The 12,248-nt window shown below is 50.0% G+C and carries 12 protein-coding genes; 7 read left to right on the forward strand and 5 right to left on the reverse strand.

The window, feature by feature from the left end; translation table 11 throughout:
- Window positions 1-77, forward strand: a 77-nt coding sequence (locus EKL29_RS19645; RefSeq protein WP_033802282.1) for an IS1 family transposase, incomplete at its 5' end; no start/stop codon positions are given.
- A 335-nt stretch (window positions 78-412) separates the two neighbouring features.
- Here the strand turns inward: EKL29_RS19645 and EKL29_RS19650 are convergent.
- The 3 genes from EKL29_RS19650 to EKL29_RS19660 form a co-directional block, all read right to left on the reverse strand.
- Complete coding sequence (locus tag EKL29_RS19650; RefSeq protein ID WP_048784224.1) at window positions 413-1,150, reverse strand: hypothetical protein; 738 nt, start codon at window positions 1,148-1,150, stop codon at window positions 413-415.
- A 1,074-nt stretch (window positions 1,151-2,224) separates the two neighbouring features.
- Window positions 2,225-2,767 (reverse strand): conjugation system SOS inhibitor PsiB family protein, encoded by a 543-nt coding sequence (locus tag EKL29_RS19655; protein WP_084884226.1) that lies wholly within the window; start codon window positions 2,765-2,767, stop codon window positions 2,225-2,227.
- A gap of 149 nt (window positions 2,768-2,916) precedes the next feature.
- A complete protein-coding gene (locus EKL29_RS19660; RefSeq protein ID WP_084884223.1) occupies window positions 2,917-3,468 on the reverse strand; it encodes a single-stranded DNA-binding protein in 552 nt (183 codons plus the stop codon).
- Window positions 3,469-4,509: 1,041 nt separating this feature from the next.
- On the opposite strand from EKL29_RS19660, the gene umuD reads away from it, so the two are divergent.
- The 4 genes from umuD to EKL29_RS19685 all read left to right on the forward strand — a co-directional run bounded on the left by umuD (window position 4,510) and on the right by EKL29_RS19685 (window position 7,581).
- Entirely contained in the window at window positions 4,510-4,950 is a 441-nt protein-coding gene (umuD, locus tag EKL29_RS19670; protein ID WP_071199882.1) for a translesion error-prone DNA polymerase V autoproteolytic subunit, read from the forward strand.
- A gap of 1 nt (window position 4,951) precedes the next feature.
- On the forward strand, window positions 4,952-6,223 hold the full coding sequence (umuC, locus tag EKL29_RS19675) for a translesion error-prone DNA polymerase V subunit UmuC (RefSeq protein ID WP_084884221.1): 1,272 nt from the start codon (window positions 4,952-4,954) through the stop codon (window positions 6,221-6,223).
- Window positions 6,224-6,661: 438 nt separating this feature from the next.
- Window positions 6,662-7,288, forward strand: a complete 627-nt coding sequence (locus EKL29_RS19680; RefSeq protein ID WP_040126210.1) for a ParA family plasmid-partitioning AAA ATPase — start codon at window positions 6,662-6,664, stop codon at window positions 7,286-7,288.
- Entirely contained in the window at window positions 7,285-7,581 is a 297-nt protein-coding gene (locus EKL29_RS19685) for a hypothetical protein (protein WP_075203199.1), read from the forward strand. The genes EKL29_RS19680 and EKL29_RS19685 overlap by 4 nt, the downstream gene beginning before the upstream one ends.
- Window positions 7,582-7,977: 396 nt before the next feature.
- Here the strand turns inward: EKL29_RS19685 and umuC (EKL29_RS19690) are convergent, their stop codons facing one another.
- Both umuC (EKL29_RS19690) and EKL29_RS19695 read right to left on the reverse strand, forming a co-directional pair.
- Window positions 7,978-9,240, reverse strand: a complete 1,263-nt coding sequence (gene umuC / locus EKL29_RS19690) for a translesion error-prone DNA polymerase V subunit UmuC (RefSeq protein ID WP_084884219.1) — start codon at window positions 9,238-9,240, stop codon at window positions 7,978-7,980.
- A gap of 49 nt (window positions 9,241-9,289) precedes the next feature.
- A complete protein-coding gene (locus EKL29_RS19695; protein WP_048785787.1) occupies window positions 9,290-9,676 on the reverse strand; it encodes a peptidase in 387 nt (128 codons plus the stop codon).
- 425 nt (window positions 9,677-10,101) lie between these two features.
- On the opposite strand from EKL29_RS19695, the gene EKL29_RS19700 reads away from it, so the two are divergent.
- Window positions 10,102-10,968, forward strand: a complete 867-nt coding sequence (locus EKL29_RS19700) for a RepB family plasmid replication initiator protein (protein ID WP_048785784.1) — start codon at window positions 10,102-10,104, stop codon at window positions 10,966-10,968.
- Between the two features lie 627 nt (window positions 10,969-11,595).
- Window positions 11,596-11,967 carry a hypothetical protein gene (locus tag EKL29_RS19705; protein ID WP_084884216.1) on the forward strand — a complete coding sequence of 124 codons (372 nt, stop codon included), beginning with the start codon at window positions 11,596-11,598 and terminating at the stop codon, window positions 11,965-11,967.
- Window positions 11,968-12,248 lie beyond the last annotated feature (281 nt).

Raw genomic sequence — 12,248 nt, forward strand, 5'->3', positions numbered from 1 at the left:
CGCTGTCGTTCTCAAAATCGGTGGAGCTGCATGACAAAGTCATCGGGCATTATCTGAACATAAAACACTATCAATAAGTTGGAGTCATTACCCCTTCACTCCAGACCCGGAGTCTCTTTATCCAAAGGTGCATACAGCGCTAAAAAGCACTTATCACGAGCATCTTCTTGATGGTCTTTATGTTTTGCATAATCCTTTTGCCGATCACCCATTACCACCTAACACGCTGCGGCATGACAGAACTGCTCTGTGCTATAGGGAAAGTGACGGCTACCTGAATGTTGAAGCACCTGATGATTTTCTGCTTGTGAGATACCTGACAGGGATAACGGATACAAAATAATTTTAACATACACCTGTGTAATGCAGATGTATTACACAGATGGATTACCTGATTCTTTCAGCTTTCACTTTATGAATATATAACACAAAATTTATTACAGTGAGTCATTGAAAAATCATTAATACGGGAAGCGTTTTGTTGCGTTACTACCCCGTTTTCGTGTTCAGCCACAAATGCCATGTTTCTTGTAATTGGAATTATCCAAGTCAGCTCTTTTTCCCAGAGATTAACGTTCCAGAAGTCAGGCAGGATAAAGTTCTCTTTCGGCGATTTAACTAAACCCCACGTCCTATCCTTAAATATAATATTTAATTTATTCAATTCCATTTTGAACGTTAAGCCACGAAACATATCATCATGCATAGTTCCATCTGGCTTCATGAAATAATACCCTTTCTGCTCTAATGTATCTTGTTCCTTAAAGGATAACCTGCTTCCAATTATACGAAAATTGACGCTCTCTGGGCGATCATTGGCTAACCTCCCCCTGATGTTCCACATCAGGTAATAATCCGTTATTTTTCCAAAGTTGAAATCTGTATTACTATTTAATGCTTTATCGATTTCTTTTTTGAAAGCATCCTCTATGCCTTTCATAAGTGCTTCTGTGGATTCATCCCATACTTTTTTGGAATAAAAAACTTGGTCGTTAACTGATTTTTGTTTTACCACCCCATTCTTATCTACTATTTTCACATAAACTTTATTTGCATCCTTTGAAAATAGTTTCAGGAACTGTCGGCCTAGGTAATGTTGTTTAAATGTGAACTGTACGGTTTTGGTTCTGTTCCTGCGCGGTTTGTTCATATTGCCTCAGAAATTTTTTGCCGGATTACACCCAGCTTAACTTAATGTGTTTTGGTTCTGAACCGTCCGGTAAGCCGCCGCCAGGCGGTTTTTTTACGTCTTTTTTGCGGCATTCGGTAAAACGCCCATAAGACCGAACTGCACACGCTGCGGCGCGCAATACTATATGTTGTGCCTTTCTCAGCTTGGAACCATACCAGATATAGTAGTCCGGCCCTCAGCGCCGGGGCAGGCCGCGCCGATTAACTGGCTGCGCCATTCGGTAAAACTCCGGTACAGGCGGATTTCCCCGAATGCGATTTAACGCCAGCGGAGTTTTTCTTGGCGCACTGCTATCAGATCCATGCTGAGCATCACAGGCCGTGCGTATTTATCTCATTTGTCTCTTCAGATGGATTTAGCTCAGGACACAAAACATTAATCCGACTAAGATGTCGCCGACCCTCACAGGGAGACAATATTCTTTTCTCCCTCATCCCGTCCCCGGGAACAGACGTGTGTATTTAAAACCCGCTACGGCGGGTTCTTTTTGAAAGATAAAAAAAAGACGATGCCGCGAAGCATCGTCTAAACGAATTTGCCATCAATGTTTATCCCTGGTGAAGGACCTGAATACTATCGGCGCCACGATCTGAAACATTAACAGGTCTGACCGGTTAGAGTATTTTGTCTCTCGTCATTCAGTCCGGGCACGCTGGCGCCATACCCACGTCATATCCAGCAGGTCGTTCACCTGTACGCCCCGACGCCGCCAGTACGAGTACCACCGCCGGTATGTGCGAACAGACTGGCTGGCCAGTGCAGTTTCGGCCTCACAGATAAGCTTTTCCTGCGCCTCAGCTATGTACATCATCGCCTGGGGCGTTCGTTCTGACGCTGCCGGAGCGGACCGCCCGATAATATCAGTCAGGTTCTGCAACGTGGGCACCCGAGGATACGCCCTGATCTTTGTTTGTTCCCTCGCTACCGGTGCTGAAATCACTGCAGAGCATGAAGCTATGTTGTGCAGCCTGCAGGCCCTCTGCCGCTGCACATAAAAACGTGGCGTCGCTGCCGGCATCATCATGATCGTGTTCATGCGCGCCCTCCCTTTCGGCCCAGTACCGCCACGATTTCCGCTGGCGTAATGCCTGCTGACACCATCTCTTCAATACGCGTCAGCAGCCGGCCGATGGTTTCCGGCTCAAACTGTTCGGTATTCAGAACGTACAGCCCGGTGTGATCGGGATTTATCCAGATAAGCCCGTGCCAGAACGGCGACTCGCTGCCCGGGCTCAGGATGTCGAGCGTGACGAGCGGATTTTTTCGGTGCGTCAGGCGGAGATGAACCGGGAACACCCCGCCCCACTCTCCCCGGCACTCGCAGTCGGTAAGCCAGGCTTTGCTGAGCTGCAGGGCGTTCAGTACGGTCCCGCACAGGCGCCGGCGAAACTCCTCGCCGCGCGCGCTGTAGGCCTCAAAGTCGCCCGGCGTGAATGCCTTAAGACGTTGCAGTGTCACGCTCTCATCGCGGGTCAGCTCGCTGCCGCAGCAGCTGCGGTAGCCGCCGCGCCGGCGGCCGTAATACGCGGGGGTCTTGCCGTGACGAATTTTTTCTTTAGACTGAGTCGCTGACATATCGGATTCCTCATAATTTGATTGTCATGCCCTGCGCGGAGTGCCAGCTCCGCCAGGGCAACCATCCCGGCCGTTCCGGCCGCCTTCCAGCTTCATTTACCTTCTGTTTTCACCTCTGTCGCAGCCTCGCGTAAGCAAAGCCGCGTCATTCAGAACGGGATGTCGTCGTCAAAATCTGCTGGCGGATAATTACCCTGCGGCGGAGCCTGGGGTTCCGGCTGCGGCTGAGCCGCGCCGCGACTTCCCTTACCTGCCTTACCGCCTTTGCCGCCGTTACCTGCAGCTGGCTGTGCCGGCTGAGCGTTTTGCTGCCCGCTGAACTGCTGTCCGGTCTGCCCGCCGGCGCCATTGCCGCGCCCGCCCAGCATCTGCATGGTGCCGCCAACGTTCACCACGACTTCGGTGGTGTACTTGTCCTGTCCATCCGAGCCCTGCCATTTACGCGTGCGCAGCTGGCCCTCGATGTAAACCTGTGAGCCCTTGCGCAGGTACTCCCCCGCCACCTCTGCCAGCTTTCCAAACAGCACCACGCGGTGCCACTCCGTGATTTCTTTGTTCTCACCGGTCTGCCTGTCGCACCAGCTTTCCGACGTCGCCAGCATGATGTTTGCGACCGCGCCGCCGTTTGGCATGTAGCGCACCTCCGGGTCCTGTCCCAGATTGCCGACCAGGATGACCTTATTGACGCCTCGTGAAGCCATGTTCGTTCTCCTCATGCAGTTGGGGGTTTAAACACGTCACCCGTTGAGTTTCGGGAGCCGCGGTGTTGACGTTTTGTGGAAATCGGCTGGTTTTTTCCTCCGGTATTCACTTCACCCGTTTGAGATCCTTCGCCGCGAGGGCGTAAACCAGCGCGGGTGACGGCAGGCGTCCAGGGCGACGGGGAAATTTATTTCTGGTCTGACGCAGTGGCCGGAAATAAATTTTCCCGGCGTTCACTTCACCCTGGAGGACCACGGCGCCTGTGCTTGTCTCAGCCCCGGCGAAAGGACTTAAACCGGTGAAGCCCGGCGGAAAAGCACAGCACGATGCAGCGGCAACGGCGGCTGAGCGGCAGCGAAACGGCGTTGCGCCTCAGAGCGACGGCGGATTCAGGCCGTCGCGGTTCGCGCCAGCCTGTGGGCTGGCTGCAGCCCTTGCCCTGCCGTGTATGTGTCTGGTCCGGGTTTTATGCGGCACTGCCGGCAACAGTTCAGCCGGCAGCCTCCCGGCGCACGCGCGACGGGCAAATACAGATGAGAATGAGAAAAGCGGATTGGAAGGGTTTCAAGACATACTCCTTATGCGACAGCTCCCTGAAAATGAACAGTAATCATACACATCAGGCTTCGCTTAAAAACCCTGCAATGATCTTTTCAGATGACCGCCAGCACGCCTTGCCTTTAGCCCTCAGACCCCAGCCGACAGGCCCGGAACGCGTGGCGCGGTCCGGTGAAGCTTGCTGGCTCTGCCGGTTAGCTGAATGGGGCTGACGACCCGATCAGGGGAGCCGAAGGGGGCCCTTATCCACATCTTCCCTGCACATCCCGCGCGCAAAGCTGTGGATAAACATTTGCAGCCCTTTGCCGATGGTGCATGCAAACAAACGGTTAATTTATGAGCTGTCGTTTCGCTGTAAATCTTTATAAATCAATGGCTGTGTTTTCTTCCCGACGGTGAGGATCAAGCGACTTCTTGCGCGTAACAGGAAGCCAGCTAATAATACTGTAAATACATACAGCGCTTTAACAGGGATTTTCGCTATGTTTAACGCCTTTGAGTTGATGCACCCGGCGGACAATCCGCCGCCCAGCTTCAGGCCTCTTTTCCTGGAACGTGTGCCCTGCGGGTTTCCCTCACCCTGTCAGGACTATGCGGAGCAGGAGCTCGATCTCAACGAATATCTTATAGCCCACCGGGCAAGCACCTTTTTCCTGCGCGCGCAGGGCAACAGCATGCAGGACATTGGCCTGTATGACGGCGACCTGCTTATTGTCGATCGCTCCCTGACGCCGGAGCACAATGACGTGGTTATCGCCGAGCTTTATGGCGAATTCACGGTGAAGCGCCTTTTGCTTACGCCGAAGGGACCCGTTCTGCAGCCCATGAATCCCGCTTATCCCGTTATTATTCCGGACCCGGACACGCTTGAGATCTTCGGCGTAGTGGTGCACTTCGTGCATACCCCTCGCAAAAGGAACTGACATGTTTGGCCTGATTGACGTGAACAGCTTTTACGCCAGCGCGGAGAAGGTATTCCGGCCCGACCTGAAAAATGCGCCGGTGGCCATCCTGTCGAACAACGACGGCTGCGTTATCGCGCGCAGTAAGGAAGCCAAAAAATACGTGAAAATGGGCGATCCGTGGTTCAAGATAAAGAATCAGCACTTCCCTGAGAAAATACATATATTTTCAAGCAATTATGCCTTATACCACTCGATGAGCACGCGGGTAATGTCCTGCATCGAGGAGATGGTGCCCCGGCTGGAGGTGTATTCGGTTGACGAAGGGTTCTGTGACTGCACGGGTATGGAAATGGCTATGCCATATGAGGACTTTGGCCGCATGATCCGGGCGCACGTCAGGACCTGCACAGGCCTGACGGTCGGCGTCGGGCTTGGGCCAACGAAGACCCTGGCGAAGTCAGCACAGTGGGCCGGTAAGGAATGGCCCCAGTTTGGTGGGGTGCTGGCGCTCACGCCAGGCAATCCGGGGCGGACCGAAAAGCTGCTGTCTCGTCAGCCCGTAGGTGAACTCTGGGGCGTGGGTTCCAGGCTTGAAAAACGCCTGCAGCTGCTCGGCGTGACAACGGCGCTCGATCTGGCACGCGCCTCCCCTTCTTTCATCCGCAAGAATTTCGGGGTGGTACTGGAGCGCACGGTACGTGAGCTTAACGGCGAATCCTGCATCCCGATGGAGGATGCGCCCCCGCCCAAACAGCAGATAGTCGTAAGCCGCAGCTTCGGCGAGCGCATCACGGAATACGACGCCATGCGACAGTCGGTCTGCGCGTATGCCGAACGCGTTGCAGAAAAGCTTCGCGAGGACAGGCAGTTCTGCCACCACATCTCTGTGTTTATCCGCACCTCACCTTTCGACACCGGACAGCCAGGCTACGGCAACACGGCGTTTGTGAAGCTGCGCGTTGGCACGCAGGACACGCGGAACATCATCGAGGCAGCAGTGAAATCACTGGATACCATCTGGCGCCCGGGCTATCGCTATGCGAAAGCCGGCATCATGCTGAGCGAGCTTCGTCCGAACGGTGTGGCCCAGCTCAATCTGTTTGACGATGAAGTGCCGCGCGCCGGCAGTGAGGCGCTCATGAGTCTGATGGATTCAATGAACCGCTCCGGGCGTTACAGCATCGGCTTTGCAGGTAAAGGTATCGATCCGGACTGGAAGATGAAGCGGGAGCTACTTTCCCCTGCCTGGACTACGAGCTGGGATGACATACCGATAGCCACCGTTTGCTGAGCACTCATGAGAGTTGACAACAAGTTGAATTGATAAATTAACAAGATATTATCTTAATAAGAAAGGCTTGCAGATTCAGCTGAATTATACCCAACAAGTTAATAAGATATTATCTTAATATTTCAACTCATACACAGGTTCTGGATTTCACATTATCAGAATTGATTGTCTTCTTGCGGGTTTCAGGTTGCTTCAGACCTCCATTCATCACCGGAAGATATCTATTGATAGAAAGAAGCAAAAGCCATTCAGACAACGACCTGCATGTTAAAGTAAAGTATTGCTTCCAGTATCACGCAGTCAAAAAAGCAATAACATAACAAATTAATATGTTATCAACCCCTCATTAAACAGACAGTTAAACAATAAAAATTATCTTGTTAAGATAACATATTGCTATTATCATAAGGGGATAACTTATTAACTAGCGAGGTTGTTATGATCATCGTTTTGGGTAGTCAGAAAGGCGGTGTAGGTAAAAGCACACTAGCGGTTTCGATTGCTGCCTGTCTGAAATCAACCGGTAAATCGGTCATCATTGTCGATGCCGATGACCAAAAATCGGTGCTTACCTGGTACAACAACCGACCTGAATCTTTACCTCACATTCCAGTGACAGGCGCGACAGGTAACATCAAGGCAATGCTCAAAGAGCATGCGAAATCCTATGATTATGTCATTGCCGACTGCGCCGGACGAGACAGTGCTGAAATGCGCAGCGGTTTGATGTCAGCAGATGTCTTTATCTCTCCTCTGCGCCCCTCACAAATGGATTTGGACGTTGTGCCTCATACCTGTGAAGTTTTTACCGCAGCCAAAGACTTTAATGAAAATGTTAAAGGGTACCTGGTTCTGAACATGGCTCCGACTAACATGTTTGTGAATGAAGCTCATCAGGCTGCAGAAGTACTTGCTGACTATCCACAGATGCAACTGGCTCAGTCGCGAATCTGCGATCGTAAAGCTCACAGGGACGCTTGGGCAGAATCTTTAACAATATTCGAAACCCAGAATGATAAAGCTCGCGAAGAAGTAGCAGCTCTGGTAAAAGAGGTGATCCTGTGAGAAATCGAGCAAATACTCCACCAAAAGATGAAAATGCATTTATCAATGGTGGTACGGCTGGCCTCAATGCCGTGCCGGAAAAAGTCAGCACAGTTAAATCCAAAGCTAAGCCGGTAAGTATTTCTTTCGCAGACACAAACCTGAAATCGATTGATAACTGCATCCGTGATGAAATGAACAATACAGGTCATCGTGTAAATCGTTCAGATGTGGTTCGGGCAGCAGTTATGGCCTTCGAGAGTCTTAACCAGCATGAGAGATCTGAACTTATTCAGAAGGCCAAGCTGCAATAACTATTACAAAACACACCATCTTAGTATCTTAGTATCTTAGTATCTTAGTAAGATATTAAGATGTGTTAACTATTATTTTGCTCGTTTTGGCTAGTCAATATGCCTGTAAACGCCTGCTTATTAATTCAACACAAAGTATTGATATATCTCAAATATTAAAACTAATCTTTCAGTTTATACCTATCATGATGGTGCCTGAAAATATAGTGCGTCCACAATGAAGTAATTAACATATTAACAAGCTAATAACCTGTTAAGTTACTAAGGAATATGATGTACTTAGAACCATTCAGACAAGGATAAAAAAGGAACAAAGAGCGTTGAAAGTGAGCCCATTGAGGCCCAATTGGGTCATATATTGCTTTTGTCTGCCGATCAACCAAAAAACAACAAACGTTATTTTAAGGTCATTATTTCAGCAAGACAGGTTGTATAGCGTGGAGACAGCATTTCACGTTTCATTTGCCAGGCATTATCCGTGCCCTGACCTGCGAACCAGACTTTACCCAGCCCGGACCTGTTAATTTGATCCACAGCAGACATAAGTGCATCAGCATTAGCTCGGGGCAGCTGCTGGCTGAACATATCAAGCTGGGCCACGCCCGACTGATAAAAATCACTTAAAGTGACACCGGCTTTTGCATAGCGGTATTCGTCACGCCATATACGCTTAAGGGCCTGCAGGGCAAAGCCGATAATATCCCGGGTATCGCTGGTGGGATATTCGCAAACCATTGCTGCTGCATTAGCATACTGGGGCTCGTTTCCGTATCTGCCAGTTGCTACCGAGACACTGATGTGTCGGCATTTAGAACTTTGCTCACGCAGTTTTTCTGCCGCGCGAGTGGCATACGTAACAACAGCCTGCTGTAGCTCGTCAATGCTTGTGACGCGCTGCCCGAAACTGCGGCTTACCACTATCTGCTGCTTGGCCGGCGGCGGCGCATCTTCCAGCGCCAGACAGGATTCGCCGTTAAGCTCGCGCACTGTACGTTCTACTATCACGTCGAAGCTTTTGCGGATGACGCTGATATTACTGTCAGCAAGCTGCAGTGCCGTACTGATATTCATGGCATGGAGTCGTTTGCTGAGTCTGCTACCAATGCCCCATACATCATCTACACTAACCAGCGCCAGCAGCTTGCGCTGCCGGACAGGGCTAGAAAGATCAACAATGCCATTCGTCCGGGTCCATTTTTTAGCAGCAAAATTAGCTAGTTTGGCCAGCGTCTTGGATGGACCAAATCCTATACCGATGGTCAGTCCAATCTCTTTCTTTATCCGGTCGCGCATCTGCCGGCCAAATTGCTCCAGCGGCATATATGCAGCTATGCCGCTGACATCTAGAAATGACTCATCTATCGAATAAATTTCCTGCCCAGGCGCCATTTCACCTAAGATAGCCATCATTCTGGCGGACATATCGCCATATAGGGCATAGTTAGAGCTGAAGATATGAACGCCGTTCTCCTGAAAGTAACGCTCATTTTTGAAAAGCGGAGCACCCATTTTAATACCCATGCGCTTGGCTTCTGCAGAACGGGCAATCACGCAGCCATCATTGTTTGACACTACGCATATGGGTTTACCTCGCAAATCGGGTCGAAACACCGTTTCGCAGGACGCATAGAAATTATTGGCATCGGCCAGTGCGAACATTTTTAAACTCCGGCTGATCTCGCTCATTACAGCTTATACACACCATAGCTTATCTGGGTCTTTCACCTGGCGGATGATTGAAACCCAGTCCTGCGACATCTGTAAGTGCATAGGCTACAACGCCCCAAACAGGCAGCTCCTGACTTTCATCGAGTAAAGTAATGGTCTCTTCGCCTCTAAGCTCTTGCAGCGCTGGTACAGGGGTTATAAGGAGCCTGCGCAGTACTAATTCGCCTTCTACTTCAGCGACAATGATGTGCCTGTGTTGAGGGATGATCGCGCGATCGATGGCCAGAACTGAGCCCTGCATAATTCCTGCCTCCGGATAACTGTTGTCGCTACGTACCAGAAAAGTGGAATGAGGAGACAGCGTGACCAGATCGCCCAGGCTGAGCCGCTGTTCAGCAAAGTTCTGTGCCGGGTTCTGAAATGCCATTTGTTACTCCACAATTAAATAACATTTGAAAGCCTTGCTGGGGTTTTACGGGAACGGCTCAGAGAGCCGCAAATTTTTGTGGTTCTCTGAGCCGTTGAACAAGCCGCAGGCGCGTTAGTTGCTTCATGCAGCCTGACTGCTGCCTAAATTGCATTTATCCACAAATCCACAGTCTCGATCCAATAGATCATCCAATCAGATCCTAATAGTACCAGAAAGATCCCGGTAGCTCGCAGGCCACGCCACGTCTGGCCTAGGGCCTGATCACGATGTGTGCTGACGGGAAGAGTATGTGTGCTGGCGGGAATTTAATGTGCGCTGGTGGGATGGTAATGTGCGCTGGAGGGATGTATCGTGTGTGCTGGCGGGACAGAAACCTATTTAATTCACATTTCATACTGACGATTAAACTGTGAGATAACTCTATGACGGATAAGTCATTTATTTCTGACGCGCTGTACAGCGATATGATCACAAAGGAAAAACAACTCACCGTTAATTCCAATAATACCGTTCAGCCTGTTGCTCTGATGCGGCTTGGCGTTTTTGTCCCAAAGCCATCAAAATCACAGGGCGAAAATAATATCGTAGATGCATCTGAGCTGTTTTCTCAGCTGGAGATAGCGAAAGCCGAGGGGTATGACAATATCAATATCTCCGGGCCGCGCCTCGATATGGACTGTGACTTCAAAGTATGGATCGGCGTTATCTATGCTTTCAGCAAATACGGGCTGAACTCCAACAAGATCGAATTAAAATTTACTGAATTCGCTAAAGGCTGCGGTTTCGCTTCCAAGCGTATCGATGCCCGCCTGCGTAGCTCAATCCATGAATCTTTAGGCAAGCTGCGTAACAAGTCTGTTTCGTTTAAGCGCGGTGCTGATGTACGCGGTAGTTATCAGACTGGCCTGCTTAAAACCGGTTATTTTGATGCAGATAAAGACATAGTTCAGCTTGAAGCAGACGAAAAACTGTGGGAGCTCTTTCAACTGGACTATCGTGTACTGCTGCAGCAGCACGCGATTAAAGCCCTTCCTAAAAAGGAAGCTGCTCAGGCGATCTATACCTTTATTGAAAGCCTCCCCGCCAATCCTGTTCCCGTGGGTTTTTCACGCCTGCGCGAGCGTCTTTCCCTCGCCAGCTCAGTAAGTGAACAAAACCGCACAATCAAAAAAGCGCTTGAACAGCTTCAAAAGATTGGTTACCTGGAATTTTCACTGGTGAGAAAAGAACGTGAGAATTACTTAATCATTCACAAGCGGAACCCCAAGCTCAAGCCACCAGGCTTATAAATGTGTGCTGACAGGAATCCGGTGCCGATGATATGTGCGCTGGCGGGATGAAGGCATTAACAGCATCAAAAGCTATGTCTGGAACGGCTTATCTTTTGTTTCAGTCCCGCAAGGAATGTGTGCTGCGAGGTAATACACCTTTGACTTCCCGCCAGCACACATTTTCATGAGAGTACTACCCGCCAGCACACATCTTAATACAGGCTCTTACCCACCAGTGCACACTCAGAGTATCCGAAAGCTGGGTTTCCCCCACAGCGCACATCGTAATGCGATTTTAAGCTCCTCTTATTCCCTTCAGCACACATCAGGTAATACTTACCAGCGCCTTAACTTATCCGCATTCATCCAGTCGTCGTAAGTTCATGCCATACCCGCCAGCACACATGCATCTGCTTCAGAACCCGTAAGGTGGTTTTTGTCTGCGGCCGGGAAGCGTACTGGCAACCCGTTTCCGGGGCTGGCCAGAAAAAAGCGCATGCTTTAAATATGGCGCTCTGCCGAGTTTGTCTGTGCTCGTTTAACCGGGAAAACAGCTCTCCGTTAGTTAAAGTATGGAAATTGAAAAGAACAGATGGAACATGTGACGTATCATCGCCAGAACAGACAGAACTGAGGAAGGATACAATGCAGAGCGTTTTTATCTATGTCACCGGCAGCTGCAATGCACAAACGCGTGAGGGATCGGCTATGGTGCTGACAGAACAGGGTAGTGAAAAGAGGCTGCAGAAGTTTAATTACAGCGACACTACGGTGAACCGCTGCATCATTCAGGGACTCATTGACGGCGTACTGCAACTTGACGCTCCGCATCATGTAGTGCTGGTAACGTCGACACCTGTTGGCGTTGTCAGTGCATCGAAAGGTAAGGGGCCGAATCATGCTCTGATCAATGAACTCCTTCGCGAACTTACGGCTCGGCAATGCACCTACTACTTCGAAGTTCGTCAGGGAGAGGGGATCGCGCTAAACAAGTATGTAGCAGATCATCAGGTATAAGGAAAAGAGCTTATCCGGGGCTCTTATACTCGCAAAGCTCGTAAGTCGCTGACTACTCTTGCCCGGGTTATTGCAACCTCATGACAGGAAAAAAGTCACAGGCTTTACTGGGCTAATACGAAAATTGATTGAAAGACGGTTAGCTGACAAATATGTGTTCTTAGAAATGCAAAAGGGAGAGCAAAAGCTCTCCCTTCGTTACGACAGTTATACACAAATGTATAACCGAAGGATTAGCCGCTGCCTAATCTGCAGATACTCGTTCTTTACGAACCGACCTC

The organism is Pantoea sp. YU22, from assembly GCF_003970755.1.
Lineage (GTDB): Bacteria > Pseudomonadota > Gammaproteobacteria > Enterobacterales > Enterobacteriaceae > Pantoea > Pantoea piersonii.

What these genes read in the sequence shown, in the direction of transcription:
- umuD (WP_071199882.1), top strand. Translation starts at nt 4,510, where the DNA reads ATGTTTAACGCCTTTGAGTTGATGCACCCGGCGGACAATCCGCCGCCC.
- EKL29_RS19680 (WP_040126210.1), top strand. Translation starts at nt 6,662, where the DNA reads ATGATCATCGTTTTGGGTAGTCAGAAAGGCGGTGTAGGTAAAAGCACA.
- EKL29_RS19705 (WP_084884216.1), top strand. Translation starts at nt 11,596, where the DNA reads ATGCAGAGCGTTTTTATCTATGTCACCGGCAGCTGCAATGCACAAACG.
- EKL29_RS19700 (WP_048785784.1), top strand. Translation starts at nt 10,102, where the DNA reads ATGACGGATAAGTCATTTATTTCTGACGCGCTGTACAGCGATATGATC.
- EKL29_RS19655 (WP_084884226.1), bottom strand. Translation starts at nt 2,767, where the DNA reads ATGTCAGCGACTCAGTCTAAAGAAAAAATTCGTCACGGCAAGACCCCC.
- EKL29_RS19695 (WP_048785787.1), bottom strand. Translation starts at nt 9,676, where the DNA reads ATGGCATTTCAGAACCCGGCACAGAACTTTGCTGAACAGCGGCTCAGC.
- umuC (WP_084884219.1), bottom strand. Translation starts at nt 9,240, where the DNA reads ATGTTCGCACTGGCCGATGCCAATAATTTCTATGCGTCCTGCGAAACG.
- EKL29_RS19660 (WP_084884223.1), bottom strand. Translation starts at nt 3,468, where the DNA reads ATGGCTTCACGAGGCGTCAATAAGGTCATCCTGGTCGGCAATCTGGGA.
- EKL29_RS19650 (WP_048784224.1), bottom strand. Translation starts at nt 1,150, where the DNA reads ATGAACAAACCGCGCAGGAACAGAACCAAAACCGTACAGTTCACATTT.
- umuC (WP_084884221.1), top strand. Translation starts at nt 4,952, where the DNA reads ATGTTTGGCCTGATTGACGTGAACAGCTTTTACGCCAGCGCGGAGAAG.